Below are 21,788 nucleotides of genomic sequence, written 5' to 3'. Positions count from 1 at the left end.
TACGTGAATTGCGAAATAAAAAAAGAGAAAAGCCCGGACTTTTCTCTTTCCTGTTTTTATATTTTGTGGAGTCTGTCGGCTTACACAATTTCCCAGCTGTGGGTCATCTCAACACCTTCGCCTAGCATTAAGCAAACCGAGCAGTATTTTTCTAGCGAGTCAGCCGCCACTTTTGCTACGACTTCTGGGTCAAGCTCGTCACCTGACACTTCAAAGTGGATATTCACTTGCGTAAAGATACGCGGCGCGGTTTCACGACGCTCTGTGGTTAGCTTGGCATTAACTGACGAAACCTTTTGGCCTGCTGTTTTCAAACCATCAACAACATCGACAGAGCTACAGCCACCAGCAGCCATTAGTACCATTTCCATTGGGCTTGGTGCGGTTGCACCACCATTGCCATCCATCACTACGGAGTGGCCCGACTGAGATTGCCCAAGGAATTTAAAATCTTCTATCCATTTAACTTCAGCTTGCATGATTTACCTCATTTAGCATCGCTTATTCAAGGCATCGTTGCCCTTACTAGCGGTGTGTTTATTGTCGATACTTTAGCTCTATCGCATAAAAGGGCAACGGAATTTTCAACATTACTGTAATTTTTTCGCTCGGTTACCTTTCTCTATACGTAACACTTTTTATTTAAGTAACACTTTCTACAAAAATAACGATGAGGTAGCTATGAAGAATATGTCTAAGTTATTGGCCGGTTTCTCCTTCGCACTTCCAGTCTTGTTTCTACTATTGAGTAAAACAGGTACCGCCGATACGATGGATAAGCTGAAGGCTTCAGAGAATACAAGAATCGCAACACTAGCTGGCGGTTGTTTCTGGTGTACAGAATCGGATTTAGAGCAACTTCCCGGCGTAATCGATGTTGTATCAGGTTATTCAGGCGGTCATATTGAAAACCCGACTTACCGCCAAGTCTCTTCTGGTAAATCTGGTCATATTGAAGTGATTGAGGTGAAGTTCGATCCTGCTGTCGTGAACTACGAGCAAGTGCTGGACTACTTCTTCCGTCATATCGACCCTACCGACGATAAAGGTTCATTTGTTGACCGTGGCCCTCAATACCGTCCAGCGATCTTCTACCATAATGCGGAGCAAAAGCAGATTGCTAAGCAGTTTATGATGGAAATCGACAAGGCGATGATCTATCCAAAACCGTTGAAAACAGAGCTGATCGAGTTTGAAAAGTTTTACCCTGCGGAGTCGTACCATCAGGATTACTACAAGAAGAGTAGTCTGAAATACAAATACTACCGCTACGCATCAGGTCGCGATAAATATCTCGACGAAGTGTTTGGTGAAGATCGAAAAGAAAGCCCTAAAACACTTCGACAGTTGATTGAAGAAAACAAGCTGCTTTCGAAAGTGAAAGCGTACAGTAAACCTGCTCAGTCTGAAATCAGATCAAACTTAACAGAGCTACAGTATTACGTGACGCAAGAAGAAGGCACGGAGCGTCCGTTTGATAATGAATACTGGGACAACAAAGAAGCGGGAATTTATGTTGATATTGTGACCGGTGAACCGCTATTTTCTTCTACTGATAAATACAAATCTGGCACAGGTTGGCCAAGCTTTACTCGACCAATTAACCCGGGTTACATCGTGGAGAAAACCGATTATAAACTGCTCTACCCTAGAACGGAGATCCGCAGTAAGTTTGGTGATTCACACCTAGGTCATGTGTTTAAAGATGGTCCGAAGCCGACGGGATTACGCTATTGCATGAACTCTGCTGCGATGAAATTTGTACCTGTGAACAAGATGGCGAGTTTAGGCTACGGCGATTACCTGTACCTATTTGATAAGTAGTTTTAGCCAAATTAGGAGTGAACATTCAGCGCGATGAAAGGTTTTAAATCCAACCTTCCCATGAAAGTCTGTCCGGTCTGTCAGCGCCCATTTTCTTGGAGAAAGAAGTGGGCGCGAAATTGGGAGGAAATCGTTTATTGTTCTGAGCGTTGCCGAAGAAATAAATCAACGAAAACGTAGGTCACTCCGACCCTCTCTGGAGTATGTTATTTCATTTGTATTAACGTTTGTACGCGTTCTCTTACCAAGGTAATAACGTCCCATCATAAGCCCAAAACGCCCCGCTATCTTGCGGGGTTGCTTTTTCTATCAAGCCTAATAAATCCTTAGCAACTCGCTCTGGCGTGAACAACTTTCCCTCTGGGACATTGGTTTGAAAAGGTGCCGACAAAGCGGTATCTGTGGTGCCAGGGTGAAGTGAAAGCACCGTGCCATGTTTGACCACTCTTTGCCATTCGATCGACATGGTTTTTAGGAACATGTTTAATGCGGCTTTCGATGCTCGATAGCTGTACCAACCACCTAACTGATTATCGCTAATGCTGCCAACTTTGGCCGAAATGGTCGCAAACTTGGGTGCAGTACTGCGCTTTAGCTTGGGCGTGAAGTATTTTGCCAACAGTAAACTTGGCAAAGTATTAACCGTGATGGTTTGCTGAAAGAAGTCTGCGTCGAGCGAGCTAAGATTCTTCTCAGGACCTTTCTCTTGGGTGTGCAACATACCAACACAGTTCACCAACCAATCGACGTGTTCAATCTGCTCACTGAACGCTTTTACCTGCTCGTCTTGCGATACATCCACTTGATGCCAAACGACATTTGGGTGTTGCCAATCTGGTTGCTGCTTACGATAAGTGGCATGCACGCGAGCTTGAGGAAACCGAGCTGCGGCTTCTCTCACCATCGCCAAACCAATTCCACCATTGCCACCGACGATGAGTATTTCCATCACAAGTTCTCCACGTTTTCTATGTAGTGCTCTGCGGTATCAAGAATCGCTTGGCGTTGTTGTTCTTCCATGTTGTCCCAAGAGCGGAAAATCATCCCGATTCGTGGATTGGCTGCGAGGCGCTTGTCGTGTTTGTTCATAAAGCGCCAATAAAGGCTGTTAAACGGACACGATCCTTCCCCACTCCTCGCCTTATTGTCGTAATGGCAACCCTTACAGTAGTCGCTCATTTTGTTGATGTAAGAACCACTCGCCGCGTAAGGTTTGGTGCCAACAATGCCGCCATCCGCAAACAATGCCATGCCACGAGTGTTCGGCATTTCGACCCATTCAATCGCATCAACATAGATACCGAGATACCACTCATCCACTTGATCTGGGTCGATCTCGGTTAGCAAGCAAAAGTTACCAGTGACCATCAAACGTTGGATGTGGTGTGCGTAGGCATAATCAAGGGACTGACCAATCGCATTGCGCATACAGGCCATTTTGGTTTCGCCACTCCAAAAGAAGTTTGGCAGCTTTCTTTCTGCGCCCAGCTCGTTCTTTTTCGGGTAATGAGGCATGTTCGCCCAATAGACGCCTCGGATGTACTCTCGCCATCCTAAGATTTGGCGAATAAACCCCTCAACTTGAGAAATGTCGATGTCCGCGTTGGAGTGAAATGCCTTGAGTGATGCATCAATGACTTCTCTCGGGTGCAGCAATTTGCTGTTGAGCGAGAATGAAATTCGGCTGTGATACAAGCTCCACTTAGCGTCGTGCTGGCCTGTCATAGCATCTTGAAAACGTCCGAATAACGGCAGACAGACTTGGCAGAAATGCGCGAGTAAAGAGAGGCTTTGCGCGCGATTAATCGGCCACAACAATTCCCCTTCGAGATTTCCGATAGTTTTGATGTCATGTCGTGCCAACCGCTCAGTAATATCGCGCACGTCGGTACTGAACATCAAAGGTTGTGGCAGTTGTTCAATGTCTTTGGCTTTGAGCTTGTTACGGTTATTGGCATCGTAATTCCATTTTCCGCCGACGGGTTTTCCGTCTTGCATCAAGATGTCGAAGCGCTTGCGCATACGGCGGTAAAAGTGCTCCATCATGATGTGTTTGCCTTGAGGAAACTGCGATTCTATCTCTTCAAACGGCAACAAAAAGTGTTCCGAATCGACACAACGCGCCACGACCCCATCAAGCTTTAGTTTGGCTAACTGCTCTAGTAAACGGTATTCATCCGGGCGTTGATATTCAAACTTACTTGCACCAACTTCGCTCACGTAGTGTTGCAAGACTTGCTCAAGATCGTCGAAGGATTGTGTGTCATCCAACGTGAGGTGCTGAACTTGGTGACCTTCACTCTGACGCTCTTTCGCAAACTGTTCCATTGCAGAAAAGAACGCACACACTTTCTGAATATGATGCGTGACGTAAGTATTCTCTTGCTTGAGCTCCGCAATCAGGTAAAGCACTTGCTCATCCGGTTGATGAAACCAAGAGTGCTCACTGTTAAGTTGATCGCCCAAGATCAATCGTACGGTTTCAAATTGCATTACGGTTTCTCCGACGACGAAGCTTTGTCACTGCTGCCCATCACAATCGGCCAATCGACCATGTCTACACTATCCAAATGCGCGCCAGGACAACGACCTTGCCACCTATCGATGAACTCCATGTGCGGATCGTACATTTCGGTTTGCTTTTCGAGGTTGAATTGTCGTGAACCACGCGGATCAGCACCAACGCCCGCTAGGTATTGCCAATTTCCCCAGTTTGATGCCACATCGTAATCAACCAGTTGTGACTCAAAGTACGCCGCGCCATAACGCCAATCGAGGCTAAGTTCATGCACCAAACAACTGGCGACTAACTGTCTGCCACGATTCGACATATAACCCGTTTCATTAAGTTGGTGCATACACGCATTGACGATAGGAAATGGCGTTTCACCTTTCTTCCATTGTTGGAAACGGTGCGCGTAAAAGCTAGTGAGTGGTGCTTGATTTTGGATGCCACCGAATCGGAACAGCTGCCGCTTGTATCGACGGGCATACCAATAAAAGTATTCACGCCAAAGCAGTTCGAAGTAAATCCAATAGGTTGAATCATTTGCACCACTCTCCGCTTCATAACGTTTCAACATGGCATAAATAGTTTTCGGAGAAACGCACCCATGAGCTAGCCAAGGAGAGAACTTAGTGGAGTAATCCATGCCATCTAAACCGTTGCGTGTTTGTTTGTATTCACTGGCTAGTGTGGACGCAAAATACTGGCGACAATGTTCAAGCCCGCGGCTTTCTCCACCATGAAACGCAGCTTTTGTGTCAAAGTAATATGCAGTAACGGAAGGAAGATTCACACCTAAAGGAATTGGAGGTAACGAACGGATACTCTCGTGGGGCCGAGAGATGTCTAAACCTTCAACTTGCTTTCTAAACTGCGTGAAAGTCGTAGGCAGTTTGCTCAAGTCAAATGGCAGTTGTTCTTCCCTTAACAGGGTCCGGATTGCTTGCTGTTTTATTTTTACATGAGAAGCGCCTTCAGCTACGCGATCTAACGCTTGTTGCTCATCCGAACCGGGAAAGGCGTCAGCATATATATGTGTGACGCCGAAGCGATTAACAGCATACTTGATTGCTTGATCGGGCGTCAGTTCAACCGCCCATAATCGCTGACCAAGGTGATTCAAAGATCGATTGAGTTCACTAAGCGATGAGTCGAGAAACTGCAATTTCGCGCGCCCGAAAGAGGCTTCCTGCGCAAAGTGATGCAAGTAAGGCGTCATTGAAGGGTAGCAATACAAGCAAATTAACTCGTCCATTTCTACACTGGCGCTTTTCAACAGTGGGTTGTCGTGCAATCGCAAGTCGTTCGTGAACCAATAAAGTCCTATTTTCTTTTTCAATTCGCACCCTCAGATGTTAATTCTTCGTCTACGAGTTCTTTTCACGGAGACCCTGACGTTAAGCCTTTTGATTTACTTGCTTTTATACGAAAACGAGAGTTTGACGATCATTAGGTTACTAACGTTTACACGGAATCCATTTGCTGGATATCTCAAAACACGCAATACCACCAAATGCCTGTACATGTTTCATACTGATATTTTATAAAATTTGAATCCAACGGTATTGATCACGATCTTAATCACTCATTTTCTATATAAACCATGCAAAAGTGATAAAAATTAAAGCGACATTAGTTAATATCCGTTAATCTAAGCCCAATCCCATTTTGCTAGTACCATCGCAGAAATGACCGACGAGTTTAAGAAATCAACCGCTAATTTAAAAAAAGCGGTCCCACTGATGATCAAAAACCATGTTGCTGCCACGCCAGCCAACTACGCGCTTTGGTATACCTACGTTGACAAGACCATTCCAGAACTCAACTTTGAGTTAGACATGGTGTTAGAAAACTACGGTATTTGCCCGCCAGCAACCAATAAACAGCTTTACAACAACTATGTGGCCAGCAAAGCAGAAACCAGCCTTGAAGATCTTAGAACCAATGTAGAAGTTCTGCTACACGAAGTATCCAGTTCAATGAGCGATACGATTTCAGATACTTCCTCCTTTTCCGAGATGATAGACAAAAGCTTTAATAAACTGGAAAAAGTTGAGGACAATAGCCTAAGCATTGAAGAAGTGATGGTGGTGATTCGTCAACTTGTCGCAGAGTCACATGAAATTCGTCACTCAACAAAGTTTTTGAATAGCCAATTGACTAACGCGAGTGAAGAAATTTCTCGCCTCAAAAACCAACTGGCTGAAGTACAGCAAGATGCGTTGTTCGATGGTTTGTCAAACCTATACAACCGCCGAGCATTTGACAAAGATCTCTCTTCACTTATTGCATCAAATCAGGCAATGACCTTGATCATGCTTGATATCGATCATTTCAAATCATTTAACGACAATTACGGGCACCTTTTTGGCGATACAGTATTAAAAGCCATTGCCCGCCGGCTACAACAAAGCTGTCGAGATGGGATATGTGCGTACCGTTTTGGTGGTGAAGAATTCGCGTTAATTGTACCTAACAAATCTCTGCGAATTGCTCGCCAATATGCAGACACACTACGCCGGATGATAGAAAAACTGCGTATCAGAGATAAGCGCTCAGGCACACAAGTTCACAGCATTACAGCTTCTTTTGGGGTAGCAGAATTTGAGCCGGGTGATACGCCTGAAGCCTTAATCAATAAAGCCGATAAACAGCTTTATGAAGCAAAACAACTCGGTCGTAACCGCGTGATGCCAATTTAAATAAACTGACTAAGCGAAAACGACTTTTACGATGAAAAAGAAAACCCCGCGACGTAAAGTGCGGGGTTTTTATATCCAATCATGAGTATCTTAATCGACGCTGTAGCAGTAACTTAGAATGTAGTCGTCACCATTTTTTGCGGTATATTCTTTATCTTCACTGCATGCCATCGGCTTACCTTTTTTGTCGCCTTTGATTAGGCTTATCCAATGGCGCATCGCAGTTGGTGCATTGCCAGTTAGTTCAGGATGAAACGTCGTGCGAGTTTCCAATTGAATATCGTCAATGTCCACTAATTCCACGCAACCAGTGCCTTTGTGACAGCCAAACAGCACTTCGACATGATTGCCCGAATCATCTTTAAACAAAATCGACTTTGGATCTTCCTTTTCACCAGTGTACGCCACGAAGTGTTTTGGGCTTTTCAGGCCGCTGTGTGTACCGTCTTTGAAATAAGCCAAAACATGGCGGTAATCAATCACGTAACTTGATACATCTTGGTGCGACCCGTTCTCCAATGGGAACATGCGGTCAAGCAGTTGCTTCGCTTTTACTTGTTTCTCACTCTGCTGCTCAGCACTTACCGCTTCGACGGCAAATACGGCTTCAGCGATAAATGGGCGTTGTTGTTGTTGCATCTCTTTTTTATCGAAGTTCAGCATATTCATCGTCATATCCTCGCACTTAAAAACTCGTCCTAGAGTAAAAACTTAAATCCTTTATTTAAGTTTCAGGCAATTCTGTGAAGTGGATGGTTAATTTCCTTGCCTGCTCATTATGTAGACTAGCGAAATATTGACTACAATTTCACAACAAAAATTTTACAATGTGAATTTTACAAAATGTCTGTGTCAAAAAGCCTTATTCGTCAGTCTCATTTTCTTGGTACGAAAATTCGTAACCTAAGAAAAAACAACCATTTAACGATGGAAGATTTATCTGCCCGTTGTGTAAGAATTAATCCAGAGTACGCTCCGTCGGTTTCTTACCTTTCGATGATTGAGCGCGGAAAACGCGTACCGAGTATCGATATGCTCGAAGTGATCGCGGAAGTTTTTCAAAAAGATCCGGCGTGGTTTTTAGATGATGAACCCGAATTAGAAGCCATCACACCCAACAAAGGAAATCGTGGCGGGATTAGTGGCATGGCGTTGGAACCGAGCTTCCTGTTTTCCAATGATATTCTTCAAATCGCGATACCAGAAATGCTCTCCCAAACAGGTATCACGGGGCGTCAATTCGCCCACTTACTGATCCGCGCACACCAAGAAAACCACCAAAACCATTTCCCAGACTTAGAACGGGCAGCGGAAGAAGTGGGCTTAAAGCGGCTGAATCTATCTGTAGAAGATCTCGTAGACATTGCAAAGAGTATGGGATTGGATATCCGCTGGGTAGATCGAGCGCCACAAGATGTGATTGATGAACTGGGCGTCAGCGCCAAACAGTTGATTACGTCTTTCATGGAGCCACCTGGGACTATTTATCTCAATAAACGAATGCGTGACTATCCAACCCGATTGAAGTATGACTTGGCGGTATATATTGGTCATCGAGTGCTCCATAGCAGCGATGCAATGAATAACGTTTTATCTATCGGGCATCAAAACAATTGGGAGCAAATGGACAGCCCTGTGTCGAACTCTGAACTCAATTCGCAAGATATCCTGCAAGCTTGGCGTGATTTTGAGTCCAGCTTCTTTGCCGGTGCCCTACTCTGCCCCAAAGTACCCTTTCGTCAGTTGCTTGACCGTTCTGGTTACGAGATTGATGTTCACAAAAAGGCCGGCGTTTCTCCTTCCGTTGCAATGCGTCGCATGACGGTGGTCTCGCCTTACCCTCATTGGCACTATTTTGATGCCTATGGCCCTGGCAAGTTAAAAGCCGTGTATCGCGGAAATGGTATTCCATTGCCTTGGGGCAACATGCGCAAAGTGAACGACCCTTGCCAGCACTGGGCCGTATTCCGACGCCTTTCCCAGCCTTTGGATACAAGTTCAGCGCAAATTTCGATTTTAAATGTTGGTGACGAGCCACGTATCTACTGCTGCGAATCGGTCAACGTATTTGATCCTGCGGGAAATAATCGCGTGCTATGTGCCGGTATTGATCTTAACCCTGCTATTTCTGCACAAGGTGGCGATGCCGTTTCCATAGCGGAAGAACTTAAGTCCCTTTGTGTCGCTTCCGGCGGAAGTAGTGTTATTCCTCCCCACATCAAAAAAGACTTAACGACTATCGCTAAGATATTAAACATCAACTGGATAGAGCGCGGGATTCAAACCCAAGCAAGGTTGATCTGCTCCAGAGGGGCGGTTTGTCCAAGACAACCTAGTTGTTACAGCAAGTGCGGAGAAGCTGATGAGACGGGCAGCGACGTGAATATCATCGGGCTTTAGAAAGAAAAAACGCCAATCACAATAAACGTGATTGGCGGTATATACTTGTGAACAATTTGTATTCACTAACAACGTCAGTTGGCTAGGTGACCCTCGGCTTAATAAGGGTCACTCTAAGTAAAGCACGATGCGTGCCAACTTTAAAAAAGCCGTTTTTTAGTAGATCCAGATGCATATCGTTGCTTTATTAACCATTAATTTCGCAAACTGCATTTGCAAAATGCAACGTTATGCAAATATGCCACTGAATGCACTGCTAATAACGACTCTCTCAGCAAAGTGTCTGTGAACATATGAAGTCACATATTCTTGCACCTCAATGATGATGAGATTTCGGGCTCCCAACTTTACCATTCCTCTAACCCCTTATTGAAACTGGGTTCAGGCTCATCCGCCATGCTTTTGTTGATACATTCTCTCATCGGCTATTTTCATCATTTGCTCAGGAGATGACATTTGCGGGTCAAATATCGCGTACCCAATACTGGCTTTCAAATAGATAAGCGTTTCATCGTAAATGACGGGCGTAGAGCATAGCGCTAATCGAAGTTTTTGTAGAAGAGACTGAACATTTTCTTCCGTTCCTGGGTGATGGACTACAACTAAGAACTCATCACCGCCCATTCTGGCCACGATGTCTGATTTACGCAGAGAGCTTTTTACCCTTTCAGCCGTAGCGATTAAAACTTTGTCACCTGCGTCGTGACCATAGGTGTCGTTAATGTGTTTAAACCTATCTAGGTCAATATTAATTAAGGCGAAGCTATAACGCTTTTTATAACGTTTCGCTATTTCGAACTGCTGCTTGTAAAACTTCATAAAATAGCGACGGTTTGGTAAATTCGTGAGTTCATCGTGTAAAGCTCTGTCATCTGCAATGGTATACAGTCGATAAATGGCGAACAGCGCGAGGCTAAGTGCGAATATAATGGGATAGCCGATTACTCTAGCTAAATGCAACTGATGCCAAGAGATTTGGCGATCAGCTTTGCCTCCAGAGAAAACCACCATACTCCACCCACCATAAGGAAAATGAACCATCTCTTTTGCATATGCCATGCTATTTACACTTTGCGCGCCAAAGAAAGCATCACCAAATGAGCCACCGCTATCGTAACCACGGATCATTAAAGGGTAACGATACGAGAAATCAATTACGCCGGTTTCTCTCATCAGAGCATCGAAATCAATCACCGCACTGATCACTCCCCAGTAGTCCTGATTCATTGGAGGATCAAGAAAAACAGGCACACGCACGATCAAACCTCGGCCACCTTGAATCAAAGTCACTGGCCCTGCGATGAAAATTTCTTGTACATCCTTGGCTTTTTGCACCTGTACCCACTGCTGTGGCACTGCGCGGTAATCAAGGCCGATTAGGCGCTCATTACCTTGGCGTGGAAATACATGACTAATTACATCATTTTTCGCGATACCGATGATTGTAATATGTTTACTTTTATTTAGGATTCGGTGAGCGGCGATACTCAATTCTTCTTCTTGGTTTTTAGGAAGTAAAGTAATGAGTGTCGCTAAAGTACTGGCTTTGTAGATATCCGCCATAAGTACCGCTTCCAAATTGGAACGGAGAATGGAAAGTTGTTCTTTGGCCTCAACTTGAACTCGCTCTTTGTGAAGCTCTTGCTGGTTTCGATTTAACAGCTCAATAACCCCAATACACAAAGCGAAAAAGGTGAGGAAGAACAATGCAAAATAGCATCGCTTTCTGGGTAAATAACGCATTTTCTCCCCACAACTCGTATACAACTACGAGATTTTTTATTTATTGTTAAAATTCTTATTATCACAAGAATAACCAATCATAATCAGAAAGGTAACAGTGATTGACAACTTTTATGTTTTAGGTGTGAGATGATGCATCAACAAGGCGATTTATTTGGCGGCGATCTATGGCAAGAAGTAGAAAGAGGAAAACTTTATTATGATCCTCATTTTCTTAGCCATCTTGAGGCGGATAATTACTTTGACCAACTTCGAAAGACACTGCCATGGCACCAAGAACACATTACTATGTTCGGCAAGTCAGTACTTCAACCTCGCTTACAAGCGTGGCACGGTGATGCAGCATATACTTACTCAGGCTTAACCATGCAGCCTCACCCTTGGACTCCTGAGTTAACTCAGCTCAAAGTGCGTTGTGAATCAGTTGCTGATGTCACTTTTAATTCTGTTCTCGCTAACTTATATCGACACGGGCAAGACTCAATGGGCTGGCACCAAGATAATGAACCAGAGTTAGGTAGAAACCCTGTTATCGCATCTTTGAACTTAGGTGAAACACGTCGATTTTTGCTTAGAAATTTACATTGTAAAACTGAGATTGAATATGAGCTTTCTCACGGCTCCTTACTGATTATGGCTGGCGAGCTCCAGCATCACTGGAAGCACTGCGTACCAAAAACCGCGAAAACCAAAGATGAACGTATCAACCTGACTTTTAGGCAAATTTTCAACTATTGACTCAGCTTTTACATTCTCAATTAATATTGATGGTAGGTTTAGGTTCAGGACTTCATAGGGAATGGATTTATGCGTATTAAACCTCTTAGCTTAGCGGTCTTACTCTTTTACTCACTTACCTTTGCTGCTCAGGCATCACAGGAAGACGTACCGCTTCTCGATAATACTCAATCAGCGCAGTTGATTCGTAGTACCTACGAACAAGAACTGTTCACTTTCCCGGCGTTTAAAGAGGGCCATTTTGGCTTACGCATGTACCGCCAAACATTAGATGAGAAATATCACGCTGCCATTTGGACCGACATGGCACAAGTAGCCAGCCGGTTAAACCTATTTGCTAATGAAGTCGTTGAACCAGAAGACATCATTCTCTATTCATCTCAAAGGTTGACCACGTATCAAGAGAAAGAAACCGAACGAGGGCAGCGACGCTATACCGTGACTAAACACCATCCTGAGTACCTTTATCTTGGTGTGGATTTGCTTGGCGCAATGGCAAGAGCAAACGAATATGGCCTACAACATAAACAAGACAAAACGCTGAGAAAAATTATTAGGCGCTACGATTTCTCGCGTTACGTTACGGACAAAGAGATGATAGAGGCATGGGCAGCTCAGCTTGCAAACCAAGTCTACTGGCTTCGTCAGCTAGGAGAGCAAGATGTGGTCGAGGAATTCACTCAAACCTTCCGGAACACCTACCCCGACGATAAAGATAAGATGCTTTCTGCTCAGCAGTATTGGAACAAACTCTATGGTATGACGCACATCATCTTTGCCGATTCACAGTATTATCAGGAGCGAGTAAGCGAGAAGAAACACCAATGGATTTATGATTACTTTCGCAACAACATCGACACTATCCTACTGCGCGCCAAAGAAGACGTGATTGCGGAAGTCGGCATTTCGTTTTTGTTAGCAGGCTTGGACCATGATCCGGTCGTAAAGAAGACCCGCCAAGCCATTCGTCATGCAATCAACGCAGAAAAAGGGATGATTCCGTCGGTCGACGGTAACTTTGATCTCAAGTACGGCGAACACCGTAACGTGCTAGCCATCATGCTGCTCGATTGGAAAGGGATACATAAAGCGCCAACTTATCAAGAGCACCCAGAGGCTTTTAAATCGATACCTTACGGCTTAATGCCCAAGCCTTAGAAATAACAAAACCCGCCATTTAGGCGGGTTTTTAGTGTGGATCTTCAATCTAAATTAGAGAGAGATAAAAATACCCGCTAAGCACGCACTCATCAGGTTAGCGAGTGTACCAGCAGCAACCGCTTTTAGGCCTAGACTTGCAACATCTTTGCGGCGCTCAGGTGCCATCACGCCGATAGAGCCCAACTGAATCGCAATTGAGCCAATGTTCGCAAAACCACACAACGCAAAAGTGATAATAATTTGAGTATGCTCAGACAGTGTCGCTTTGTGCTGCACAAAATCGATAAACGCAACAAACTCATTCATCACCACTTTCTGACCAATGTATGAACCCGCAGCTAGGATTTCGTGGCTTGGCACACCAATCAACCATGCGAGAGGTGCAAACAAATAACCAAAAATCGCTTGTAGCGTTACGCCAGAGAAACCAAGTATCTCACCCAAGTTTTCTAGCCCCGTGTTCACCATCGCGATAACACTCACGAAAGCGATAAGCATGGTACCAACAGCAACAGCAACTTTCATACCGCCCATAGCACCGCTTGCTAGCGCATCAATTACGTTGCTTTCTTCTGATTTATCTAGCTCAATATTGTTGTAATCGCTTGGCGTTTGACGCTCAGGAACGATAATTTTTGCCATCATCAAACTACCTGGCGCTGCCATAAAGCTTGCCGCGATCAAGTATTTGAGGTCGACACCCAAACCAGCATAACCACCAAGCACACTGCCCGCCACTGAAGCCATACCACCAGCCATCACAGCAAACAGTTCAGAGCGAGTCATGTTAGAAAGAAATGGACGAATAAGAAGTGGTGACTCGCCTTGAGATAAGAAGATGTTCCCTGTTGCAACCAAAGACTCTGCTTTACTCGTACCCAAGAACTTCTGGATAGCGCCGCCAATAAATTGAATCACTTTTTGCATAATGCCCAAATAGTAAAGGGCGGAGATAAGAGCACTGAAGAAGATGATGATAGGAAGGACACGAATAGCGAAGATAAAGCCAGAAGAAGCGAGGTCACCAAAGAGGAATTTAATCCCTTCATCAGCAAAGCTGAGTAGCCCCGCGACACCATTACTTAAACTCGCCAGCGCCGCTTGACCCAACGGGAAATAGAGCACCAAAGCAGCAAACCCCATTTGTAGCATCAAGGCGCGAGATACAGTTTTCCAATTAATGGAAGAACGACCCTCAGAAAGTAGGAAAGCACAACCTAGCAGTGCAACAATACCAAATAGACTAAATAGAACACTCATGAGCTGGACCTACTAAACGTTGAAAAAGAAAAAAGAGCCAAAGGAATTGGCAGAAGAAAGGGACAACGCAGCGAGTGATAACTCACTTTTAGATCCAGAATGTAGACAGAACGAATAGTTCGACATCTTATTTTTACCTTATACAAGCAATTGAACGTAGCTGGTCCGGTCCGTGGGGTCATTCACTGCTGGCGAGCATGTTGCTTGGCCTGCTCCATGTGACGGCTTGTATGGGTAAGGGTCCTGAACAACTAAACCCTAATTCCCGCTTAAACGGGACGCAAGTATAGCCAACAAAAAGAGATATTCATCACATTTATTTACGCAAACGTTCAAGCGTTCAAAATTTAGGCAAAAGTACTCTTTTGTCGTCATACCATTAATAAAAGTAAGGGCATAAGGATAGGCGTTGATGGTAAAAAACATAAAAGTGACCAATAAATATGCAATCAAACTCGAAAGAGCCAAAATTCGTCATTTTGCTCTCGCCAACAGGTGGATTTTGGTTATAATTCGCGTTGCTTCTTTCGAGGCCTCTGAGTATTCAGAGCATCATGATGCCGAGATGGTGAAATTGGTAGACACGCTAGCATGAGGTGCTAGTGCCTTTGGTGTGAGGGTTCGAGTCCCTCTCTCGGCACCATTATCCTTCTTCCCTAATTTTGTTCGAGTGTAATGCAAAGTTCTAAGCAGGCAAGACAGTCTACAGATGCTAACCAACTTCTGAGTGAGCTTGCGGTTCACGCTTTATTACACCTGCACTTTAAAATTCACGCGTCCTCGCATGGCCTCTCCCTTAAAGAACGTAATGACTTACTTCAGAAATGGCTGAAACCAAAACTGAAGAGTAATCGCTATAAGCTGATTAAAAAGCCGTTAAAATCTTTGACTCAGCAGGCAAAAGGTGAGAACGGAAATCTGGAAGAATTACTCGAGCGCTGCGTCGGTGCAGACAAACCCAGAAATCCTCAACCCGATCTAGATAGCTACTTGCTGCTGATCAACGAGATTGAGAAGAAACTGGGGACTACCGTGTTATTATCGCGACCGGAAGACGTCGACTTATCTCACGACCAACACGGCTGTTTGCTGTGTGTGCTTTCTGAGAACTTAAATCAGCACTTCGATGATAATAACGCCCTAATCGCTCCTATTTCGATGCTGTTCCGCGGACCAATGAGTCAACGCTCACTTTTCCTTGGCAGCATTTACGCCAGTGGTACCTTCAATTATGAAGTGCAGTATCAAGACGACCAGTTCGTTCGCATCACATTAGAGTTAGCGTAACTGTAACGCTAAGAAATAAACGAATCGAAAAAGGCCGTGAAACTCGCGGCCTTTTGCTTATCTAGATTTAAACTTGAGTTAATCGATCTCTTTAAATCGAGCAGTAAAGTGGCGCAGCACTGGTGGCTCGTACTCGAAAGTGAGCCCTTTTAACTCATGTGCACGATTTTTCAGTTCGATAATCGCATCCGCAATGTAATCCATATGATCGTTTGTGTAGACACGACGTGGAATGGTCAAACGCATCAACTCAAGCTCTGACGCTTTTTGTTTACCCGTTTCCGGATCTCGACCAAGCAGCAACGATCCTATCTCTACTGCTCGAATACCCGCTTCCAAGTACAAAGCATTACACAATACCTGCGCAGGAAACTGATCCGCTGGAATATGTGGCAAAATCTTAGCGGCATCCACAAACACCGCATGACCACCCGTTGGGTATTGAATCGGAATACCGCCTTCACGTAAGCGCTCACCTAAGTATTGAACTTGGCTAATTCTATAGTGAAGAAAATCCTCATCCGCGGCTTCATACAAACCGCGAGCGAGCGCTTCCATATCACGCCCAGCCATGCCGCCGTATGTTACAAATCCTTCCATGGGTACGCAGCGCGTCTGCACCGCCTGGAACAACTCCTTATGATCACGAATACAACACATGCCACCAATGTTTACCATCGGGTCTTTCTTAGCTGACATGGTGAGCATATCACCGTACTGGTACATCTCACGGATGATTTCCAGAATCGATTTATTCTCGTAACCCGCTTCACGCTGCTTGATAAAGTAGGCGTTCTCACAGTAACGAGCCGAGTCAATCACCACTGGAATATCGTACTTGGTTGCAATCTCGTACACACTGCGCATGTTTTCCATCGACACAGGCTGACCACCGGAGCTATTACAAGTAATCGTGGTGATAATTGCACAAATGTTATGCGAACCGTGCGCTTCAATTGTTGCCACCAGCTTATCGATATCAAAATTGCCCTTCCAATCATAAGGCGTAGTGGTGTCGAATGCTTCTTCCGTTACCACGTTAATCGCTTTACCGCCATTGAGTTCAATGTGACCCGCTGTGGTATCAAAATGGTAGTTCGAGATAAAGACTGGCGTTTCGCCACCACGCACCTGACGCATACGCTCAATCAAAGCTGGGAACAAAATTTGCTCGGCACCACGCCCTTGGTGTGCAGGCACGGTGAGCTTATAACCGAAGAAGTGCTCCACTGCATCACACAGGTTGTAGTAATTTCGACTCCCCGCATAGGATTCATCCCCCATCATGATGCCAGCCCACTGATTATCACTCATGGCACCAGTGCCAGAGTCAGTCAGCAAATCGATATAAACATCATCACTACGAAGAAGAAATGGATTATAGCCCGCTTCTTTTAACGCGACTTCACGGTCTGACAAAGTCGTCATTTTGATTGGCTCAACCATTTTGATACGGAAAGGTTCTGGAATACGTTTCATTGTTAATTTCCTTATACGCATTGTCCTACGCAGTTTCACGTAAGACTAAAAAACAAATAGATAGAATGCTTTTCAATGCGATTGCATTGAGGAAATCAACGAGAAGAGATTTTACTAAGAAGAGACAAGCAGTAGTCTAGGTTATACCAGAACGACAGCACCAAACGGCTATCGAGAATATCCTTTATTCTCATCGTCTTCGTCCTCCTGATAAAAATAAAAAGTCAGAAACCCTATGTCTCTGACCTTTTCAATATAGTGCAGTTTTCAATCAACTTTCAGTGAGGTCACCCTCATTTTAAGAAGGTCTCGCCCTTTTCATTCTGCGTTTGATATTACTTTCTTTGACTAGATAATCGAAAAGTGGCGCGAATAAGTTAGCAAATAGAATCGCTAACATGATGCCTTCTGGATAAGCCGGGTTCAGCACTCGGATAAAAATCGTCATCACACCGATTAATAGTCCGTATGCCCATTTCCCGTTATTGGTAAAAGCTGCCGAGACAGGGTCTGTCGCCATGAAGAAGGTACCAAACGCAACCCCACCAATCACGAAGTGCCAGTAGAACGGCATGGAGAACATGGGGTTAGAGTCTGAACCGATCGCATTCAATAGTAATGAAGCTCCGATTAAACCGACCAACACGCCCGCAACAATTCTCCACGATGCAATCTTCATAAAGATGAGAACCAAGCCTGTTAGTGCGATCAACAACGTGGAGACTTCACCCATCGAGCCTGGTAAATTGCCAACAAAAGCATCTCCCCATGAAATTGGCTCTCCCGTCATATTATTTATCAAAGCACTTTGCCCTCCTTCATACCATTGGCTAAGTGGAGTAGCGCCAGAGTAACCATCAGCCGCGACCCACACGGTACCACCGGACATGTTGGCAGGATAGGCAAAGTATAAGAACGCGCGCCCTGCTAAAGCTGGATTTAGGAAGTTTCGTCCAGTACCACCGAAAATCTCCTTCGCCACAACAATACCGAAAGTGATACCTAAAGCCGCTTGCCATAGTGGAATTGTCGGAGGAAGGATCAGCGCAAAGAGTATAGAGCTGACAAAAAAGCCTTCATTTACCTCATGCTTTCGCACAATAGCAAACAGAACTTCCCAGAAACCACCAACGATAAACACCGTCGCATAAACCGGGAGAAAGTAAGTAGCACCAAGCCACATTTTACTTCCCCACCCCGCTTGTGAAACCGCATCTAACGAGCCCCATACCCAACTCAGTTGCCATGAAGAAACAAGCGCTTGCTGAGCTGAGGCTTGATCCATTCCATACAACAAGGCATCACTCGCTTGCTGGCCTATGTTGTACATACCCCAGAACATGGCAGGGAAGACAGCCAACCACACCATGATCATAATACGTTTTAAATCGATGCTATCTCGAACGTGAGTCATGCCCTGGTTTACCTTACCAGGCGTGTAAAAAATGGTTTCGACAGCTTCGAAAAGTGGGTAGAACTTGTGATACTTCCCACCTGGACCAAACTTAGGTGTCGCTTTCTCAAAGTAATCTTTAAGGCTCATAACACTCCTCCTTTATCTAAAAGATGGTACGCACATGTGTAAAAAGCGATCGTTTTTTAATCTCTTCGTCTTCCTTCTTCGTATTTCACCTTGTTCGCCACTCTTCTGTCTCCTCTTTAAATCCAGCGAACAGTTTATCCAACGAAAAAGGGACCGCTCATGGACACACTCGCCATTGACCTAGCTAGATTCCAATTTGCCTTTACTGTCTCTTTCCACATTATTTTTCCAGCTTTTACGATTGGTTTGGCAAGTTATCTCGCTGTATTAGAGGGCTTGTACTTAAAAACGGGCAACAAACAGTACATGCAAATCTATAAGTACTGGCTCAAAATCTTTGCCATCAGTTTTGGTATGGGTGTGGTGAGTGGCATCGTGTTGAGCTATCAATTCGGTACTAACTGGAGCGTGTTTGCCGACAAAACAGGCCCAATCCTAGGCCCGCTAATGGGTTATGAAGTTTTTACTGCGTTTTTCCTCGAAGCGGGGTTTTTAGGCGTGATGCTTTTCGGTATGGACAAGGTGGGTAAGAAGCTTCACTTCGCCGCGACTTGTATTGTCGCATTCGGGACGTTTTTGTCTGCGTTTTGGATACTTTCGGTTAATAGTTGGATGCAAACACCAGCGGGCTACAGTATCAACGAAGCCGGACAGTTTATCCCAGAAGACTGGTGGGCGATTGTCTTCAACCCTTCCTTCCCTTACCGGCTCGTTCATATGTTGCTCGCCGCTTACCTTACTACCGCCTTTGTTGTAGCCGGCGTTGCCGCTTATCACTTGCTAAAAGCAAACCATAACCCTCTAGCCAGAATTATGTTCTCGATGGCAATGTGGATGGCTGCCATCGTGACACCAATTCAAATCGTTGCTGGAGACATGCATGGATTAAACACCCTTGAACATCAACCCGCCAAAGTCGCCGCGATGGAAGGGCACTATGAGTCTCACCAAGGCGCGCCATTGATCCTCTTCGGTATCCCTAACGATGAAGAAAAACGCATGGAATACGCACTGGAAATCCCCAAACTCGGTAGTTTGATTTTAACTCATGACCTCAACGGTGAAGTGAAGGGATTAGATGCTTTTCCAGAGGAGGAACACCCTCCTGTATCTATCGTTTTCTGGTCTTTCCGAGTAATGGTCGCGCTTGGTTTTGGCATGCTTGTTATTGGTTTGTGGAGCCTTTGGCTAAGAACACGTCGCAAACTTTTTGATTCGAGGGCACTTCAACGTATTTGTGTGCTGTTTGCCCCAGCGGGGTTCATTGCAGTTTTAGCAGGCTGGATAACTACCGAAGTCGGTCGCCAGCCTTACACCGTATACGGTCTTTTAACCACAGCCAATTCGGCATCGCCTATTGATGCCGCCGCGGTGAGCGTCTCCCTGACGGCGTTCATCGTGGTTTACTTTGTGGTTTTTGGAGCTGGCTTCTTCTATCTCCTACGTTTGATGCGCAAGTCTCCAACTCGATATGAAGAAGGTCTAGATAGCCGACTTCCTGATGGCACGAAAACTGATGCCATCACACATTCTAACCATCTAACCTAGGAGCTAACTCATGGATTACGCATTAATTTGGTACGCTTTGATTGGGCTCGCCGTTCTGATTTATGTCGTGTTAGATGGCTTTGATCTCGGTATTGGTATCCTATTCCTCAGCGCTAATGACGATGAAGAGCGCGACATGATGATGAACAGCATCGCTCCTGTTTGGGATGGGAATGAAACTTGGCTAGTTCTTGGCGGAGGTGGGCTTTTTGCCGTGTTCCCCCTCGCCTACGCGGTCATTATGCCAGCACTCTATGCTCCCCTGATTTTAATGCTGCTCGGGTTAATTCTGCGCGGGGTTTCTTTTGAGTATCGCTTCCGAACACAACGCGGAAAGTTTTTATGGGATAGCGCTTTTTTCATTGGTTCACTCACCGCGGCATTGATGCAAGGCATTATGCTCGGAACCCTGCTCCAAGGTATAGAGGTTAGTGAACGAGCATACGCAGGTGGATGGTTTGATTGGCTTTCACCATTTAGCGTATTTTGTGGCCTGGCGCTTGTTTGTGCTTATATTCTGCTCGGTTCATGCTGGTTATTAATCAAGCTTCCAGAAGAGCTGATGGGGCGCTATTACGTGGTCGCGCGACGATGGGGACTAGCGATGGTAGCCTGTATATTCATCGCCAGTTTGTGGCTGCCATTGAGCCAAAATATCGTATTTGAACGTTGGTTCTCATTACCAAACTCACTACTGTTTTTCATCTTACCAATTATTGCAGCGGCACTTATTTGGCAGCTATTCAAAGCCTTACTCGACCACAAAGCCGTCCGAGCCTACATTCTTGCGATCGGCCTGTTTCTTGTGTCCGCGATGGGTTTCGGTGTCAGTACATTCCCTTACTTGGTCCCATTCGCACTCACTTATCAAGACGTCGCCGCGCCAGACAAAAGTTTGGCATTTTTACTTGCCGGTGCGGTGGTATTACTTCCTCTGATCATAGCCTACACGGCTTATTCGTACTGGGTTTTCCGCGGCAAGATGAAACGTGGAGAAGGATATCACTGATGAAACTAAAACCCATTTTGTGGTTCATTGGCATTTGGCTGGCAAGCGTTGTCGCCTTGTTTATCATCAGTTCGTTGATACAAACTGCGATATTGTAGGCCCAGAGTCGACTGCACCACATCTGAAGCCATTGAGGTCTATACTCAAGCAAGAGTAAAACAACGGAGTGTTTTTATGACCTTAAAGCGGTTTCTGGTAACTTTGATTCCTTTGACGGTTCCACTGTTTTCACCAAATGCATTGGCCGTAGACAAGCAGATGTCATCCGCCATGAAAAGTAAAATTCGGTCTATTTGCTCCGCAACAGACGAGCAGGGCCATTGGCAACTTGCTGAGGCAACTCCTGACGCCAGACGCTCACTCAACATGGTGCTTTATCAAATGAATGCCGATGATAAATTGAAAGCAATTCATGAGGTGAGAACGAAAATGGTCGGCGGCACCCATTATGCGTTTGAGTTCGAGTTGCAAGATGGTCAAGTCTGGAATGCAATTGTATTACACAGTGCCCGAGGCGATTACATGATCGAAAGACACGCAAAGAAAGGCGAACTCTGCCCTAAATAGCAATAGACACTACGACTCTAC

Annotated in this window: 20 protein-coding genes and 1 tRNA gene; 12 read left to right on the top strand and 9 right to left on the bottom strand. The window is 45.1% G+C overall.

What is annotated here, in order from left to right; translation table 11 throughout:
• Positions 1–80 precede the first annotated feature (80 nt).
• Positions 81–479, bottom strand: coding sequence for an OsmC family protein (locus tag R7070_RS00345; protein WP_005374132.1), 399 nt, complete (start codon positions 477–479; stop codon positions 81–83).
• Positions 480–681: 202 nt separating this feature from the next.
• Between R7070_RS00345 and msrB the strand changes: the two genes are divergently transcribed.
• Both msrB and R7070_RS00335 read left to right on the top strand, forming a co-directional pair.
• Positions 682–1,824 (top strand): peptide-methionine (R)-S-oxide reductase MsrB, encoded by a 1,143-nt coding sequence (msrB, locus tag R7070_RS00340; protein ID WP_047102816.1) that lies wholly within the window; start codon positions 682–684, stop codon positions 1,822–1,824.
• 33 nt (positions 1,825–1,857) lie between these two features.
• Positions 1,858–2,004, top strand: a complete 147-nt coding sequence (locus R7070_RS00335) for a DUF2256 domain-containing protein (protein ID WP_005374142.1) — start codon at positions 1,858–1,860, stop codon at positions 2,002–2,004.
• 61 nt (positions 2,005–2,065) lie between these two features.
• Here the strand turns inward: R7070_RS00335 and R7070_RS00330 are convergent, their stop codons facing one another.
• Genes R7070_RS00330 through R7070_RS00320 form a run of 3 tightly spaced genes read right to left on the bottom strand, consistent with a single transcriptional unit; the run spans position 2,066 to position 5,669 of the window.
• Entirely contained in the window at positions 2,066–2,773 is a 708-nt protein-coding gene (locus R7070_RS00330; protein WP_017819732.1) for an SDR family oxidoreductase, read from the bottom strand.
• Positions 2,773–4,317 carry a cryptochrome/photolyase family protein gene (locus R7070_RS00325; protein WP_053307139.1) on the bottom strand — a complete coding sequence of 515 codons (1,545 nt, stop codon included), beginning with the start codon at positions 4,315–4,317 and terminating at the stop codon, positions 2,773–2,775. The genes R7070_RS00330 and R7070_RS00325 overlap by 1 nt, the downstream gene beginning before the upstream one ends.
• Complete coding sequence (locus R7070_RS00320; protein WP_047102819.1) at positions 4,317–5,669, bottom strand: DASH family cryptochrome; 1,353 nt, start codon at positions 5,667–5,669, stop codon at positions 4,317–4,319. Before R7070_RS00320 ends, R7070_RS00325 begins: the two co-directional genes overlap by 1 nt.
• Positions 5,670–6,018: 349 nt before the next feature.
• On the opposite strand from R7070_RS00320, the gene R7070_RS00315 reads away from it, so the two are divergent.
• The gene (locus R7070_RS00315) at positions 6,019–7,032 is read left to right on the top strand and encodes a GGDEF domain-containing protein (protein ID WP_256900351.1); all 1,014 of its coding nucleotides are present in this window, start codon (positions 6,019–6,021) and stop codon (positions 7,030–7,032) included.
• Between the two features lie 90 nt (positions 7,033–7,122).
• Here R7070_RS00315 and R7070_RS00310 read toward each other — a convergent pair whose 3' ends face one another.
• A complete protein-coding gene (locus R7070_RS00310) occupies positions 7,123–7,701 on the bottom strand; it encodes a malate synthase (RefSeq protein ID WP_005374156.1) in 579 nt (192 codons plus the stop codon).
• 174 nt (positions 7,702–7,875) lie between these two features.
• Between R7070_RS00310 and R7070_RS00305 the strand changes: the two genes are divergently transcribed.
• Positions 7,876–9,432, top strand: coding sequence for a DUF3612 domain-containing protein (locus R7070_RS00305; protein ID WP_080773721.1), 1,557 nt, complete (start codon positions 7,876–7,878; stop codon positions 9,430–9,432).
• Between the two features lie 387 nt (positions 9,433–9,819).
• Here R7070_RS00305 and R7070_RS00300 read toward each other — a convergent pair whose 3' ends face one another.
• A complete protein-coding gene (locus tag R7070_RS00300; RefSeq protein WP_053307138.1) occupies positions 9,820–11,175 on the bottom strand; it encodes a diguanylate cyclase in 1,356 nt (451 codons plus the stop codon).
• Between the two features lie 132 nt (positions 11,176–11,307).
• Here R7070_RS00300 and R7070_RS00295 point away from each other — a divergent pair, with 132 nt between their 5' ends.
• Together R7070_RS00295 and R7070_RS00290 are read left to right on the top strand one after the other, a co-directional pair.
• Positions 11,308–11,913: an alpha-ketoglutarate-dependent dioxygenase AlkB family protein gene (locus R7070_RS00295; protein WP_005374161.1), complete on the top strand. Its 606-nt coding sequence runs from the start codon at positions 11,308–11,310 to the stop codon at positions 11,911–11,913.
• A 69-nt stretch (positions 11,914–11,982) separates the two neighbouring features.
• The gene (locus R7070_RS00290) at positions 11,983–13,071 is read left to right on the top strand and encodes a DUF3541 domain-containing protein (RefSeq protein ID WP_256900350.1); all 1,089 of its coding nucleotides are present in this window, start codon (positions 11,983–11,985) and stop codon (positions 13,069–13,071) included.
• A 54-nt stretch (positions 13,072–13,125) separates the two neighbouring features.
• Here R7070_RS00290 and R7070_RS00285 read toward each other — a convergent pair whose 3' ends face one another.
• Positions 13,126–14,334, bottom strand: coding sequence for a NupC/NupG family nucleoside CNT transporter (locus R7070_RS00285; RefSeq protein ID WP_017635515.1), 1,209 nt, complete (start codon positions 14,332–14,334; stop codon positions 13,126–13,128).
• Between the two features lie 412 nt (positions 14,335–14,746).
• On the opposite strand from R7070_RS00285, the gene R7070_RS00280 reads away from it, so the two are divergent.
• From R7070_RS00280 to R7070_RS00270, 3 genes are all read left to right on the top strand, one after another.
• Positions 14,747–14,929: a hypothetical protein gene (locus R7070_RS00280; protein ID WP_021035910.1), complete on the top strand. Its 183-nt coding sequence runs from the start codon at positions 14,747–14,749 to the stop codon at positions 14,927–14,929.
• Positions 14,894–14,977, top strand: a tRNA-Leu gene (locus R7070_RS00275). The genes R7070_RS00280 and R7070_RS00275 overlap by 36 nt, the downstream gene beginning before the upstream one ends.
• Before the next feature lie 32 nt (positions 14,978–15,009).
• Complete coding sequence (locus R7070_RS00270) at positions 15,010–15,621, top strand: DUF2913 family protein (protein ID WP_005384170.1); 612 nt, start codon at positions 15,010–15,012, stop codon at positions 15,619–15,621.
• Positions 15,622–15,699: 78 nt separating this feature from the next.
• Here R7070_RS00270 and R7070_RS00265 read toward each other — a convergent pair whose 3' ends face one another.
• Both R7070_RS00265 and R7070_RS00260 read right to left on the bottom strand, forming a co-directional pair.
• Positions 15,700–17,100 carry a tryptophanase gene (locus R7070_RS00265; protein WP_104976313.1) on the bottom strand — a complete coding sequence of 467 codons (1,401 nt, stop codon included), beginning with the start codon at positions 17,098–17,100 and terminating at the stop codon, positions 15,700–15,702.
• 298 nt (positions 17,101–17,398) lie between these two features.
• Positions 17,399–18,643 (bottom strand): NADH:ubiquinone reductase (Na(+)-transporting) subunit B, encoded by a 1,245-nt coding sequence (locus R7070_RS00260; protein ID WP_054579217.1) that lies wholly within the window; start codon positions 18,641–18,643, stop codon positions 17,399–17,401.
• Between the two features lie 159 nt (positions 18,644–18,802).
• On the opposite strand from R7070_RS00260, the gene R7070_RS00255 reads away from it, so the two are divergent.
• The 3 genes from R7070_RS00255 to R7070_RS00245 all read left to right on the top strand — a co-directional run bounded on the left by R7070_RS00255 (position 18,803) and on the right by R7070_RS00245 (position 21,767).
• A complete protein-coding gene (locus R7070_RS00255) occupies positions 18,803–20,191 on the top strand; it encodes a cytochrome ubiquinol oxidase subunit I (RefSeq protein ID WP_054579216.1) in 1,389 nt (462 codons plus the stop codon).
• Positions 20,192–20,201: 10 nt separating this feature from the next.
• A complete protein-coding gene (gene cydB, locus R7070_RS00250) occupies positions 20,202–21,200 on the top strand; it encodes a cytochrome d ubiquinol oxidase subunit II (protein ID WP_042523399.1) in 999 nt (332 codons plus the stop codon).
• A 174-nt stretch (positions 21,201–21,374) separates the two neighbouring features.
• Positions 21,375–21,767, top strand: a complete 393-nt coding sequence (locus tag R7070_RS00245) for a hypothetical protein (RefSeq protein WP_042523401.1) — start codon at positions 21,375–21,377, stop codon at positions 21,765–21,767.
• Positions 21,768–21,788: the final 21 nt, after the last annotated feature.

The sequence above is a fragment of the Vibrio sp. 1557 genome (assembly GCF_033340175.1).
GTDB classification, from domain to species: Bacteria; Pseudomonadota; Gammaproteobacteria; order Enterobacterales; family Vibrionaceae; genus Vibrio; species Vibrio alginolyticus.
This window is presented reverse-complemented; position numbering and strand designations above follow the sequence as displayed.

Excerpts from the sequence above, each read along its gene's own strand:
- R7070_RS00345 (WP_005374132.1), bottom strand. The coding sequence starts at position 479 with ATGCAAGCTGAAGTTAAATGGATAGAAGATTTTAAATTCCTTGGGCAA.
- msrB (WP_047102816.1), top strand. The coding sequence starts at position 682 with ATGAAGAATATGTCTAAGTTATTGGCCGGTTTCTCCTTCGCACTTCCA.
- R7070_RS00335 (WP_005374142.1), top strand. The coding sequence starts at position 1,858 with ATGAAAGGTTTTAAATCCAACCTTCCCATGAAAGTCTGTCCGGTCTGT.
- R7070_RS00330 (WP_017819732.1), bottom strand. The coding sequence starts at position 2,773 with ATGGAAATACTCATCGTCGGTGGCAATGGTGGAATTGGTTTGGCGATG.
- R7070_RS00325 (WP_053307139.1), bottom strand. The coding sequence starts at position 4,317 with ATGCAATTTGAAACCGTACGATTGATCTTGGGCGATCAACTTAACAGT.
- R7070_RS00315 (WP_256900351.1), top strand. The coding sequence starts at position 6,019 with ATGACCGACGAGTTTAAGAAATCAACCGCTAATTTAAAAAAAGCGGTC.
- R7070_RS00310 (WP_005374156.1), bottom strand. The coding sequence starts at position 7,701 with ATGAATATGCTGAACTTCGATAAAAAAGAGATGCAACAACAACAACGC.
- R7070_RS00305 (WP_080773721.1), top strand. The coding sequence starts at position 7,876 with ATGTCTGTGTCAAAAAGCCTTATTCGTCAGTCTCATTTTCTTGGTACG.
- R7070_RS00300 (WP_053307138.1), bottom strand. The coding sequence starts at position 11,175 with ATGCGTTATTTACCCAGAAAGCGATGCTATTTTGCATTGTTCTTCCTC.
- R7070_RS00295 (WP_005374161.1), top strand. The coding sequence starts at position 11,308 with ATGCATCAACAAGGCGATTTATTTGGCGGCGATCTATGGCAAGAAGTA.
- R7070_RS00290 (WP_256900350.1), top strand. The coding sequence starts at position 11,983 with ATGCGTATTAAACCTCTTAGCTTAGCGGTCTTACTCTTTTACTCACTT.
- R7070_RS00285 (WP_017635515.1), bottom strand. The coding sequence starts at position 14,334 with ATGAGTGTTCTATTTAGTCTATTTGGTATTGTTGCACTGCTAGGTTGT.
- R7070_RS00280 (WP_021035910.1), top strand. The coding sequence starts at position 14,747 with ATGGTAAAAAACATAAAAGTGACCAATAAATATGCAATCAAACTCGAA.
- R7070_RS00270 (WP_005384170.1), top strand. The coding sequence starts at position 15,010 with ATGCAAAGTTCTAAGCAGGCAAGACAGTCTACAGATGCTAACCAACTT.
- R7070_RS00265 (WP_104976313.1), bottom strand. The coding sequence starts at position 17,100 with ATGAAACGTATTCCAGAACCTTTCCGTATCAAAATGGTTGAGCCAATC.
- R7070_RS00260 (WP_054579217.1), bottom strand. The coding sequence starts at position 18,643 with ATGAGCCTTAAAGATTACTTTGAGAAAGCGACACCTAAGTTTGGTCCA.
- R7070_RS00255 (WP_054579216.1), top strand. The coding sequence starts at position 18,803 with ATGGACACACTCGCCATTGACCTAGCTAGATTCCAATTTGCCTTTACT.
- cydB (WP_042523399.1), top strand. The coding sequence starts at position 20,202 with ATGGATTACGCATTAATTTGGTACGCTTTGATTGGGCTCGCCGTTCTG.
- R7070_RS00245 (WP_042523401.1), top strand. The coding sequence starts at position 21,375 with ATGACCTTAAAGCGGTTTCTGGTAACTTTGATTCCTTTGACGGTTCCA.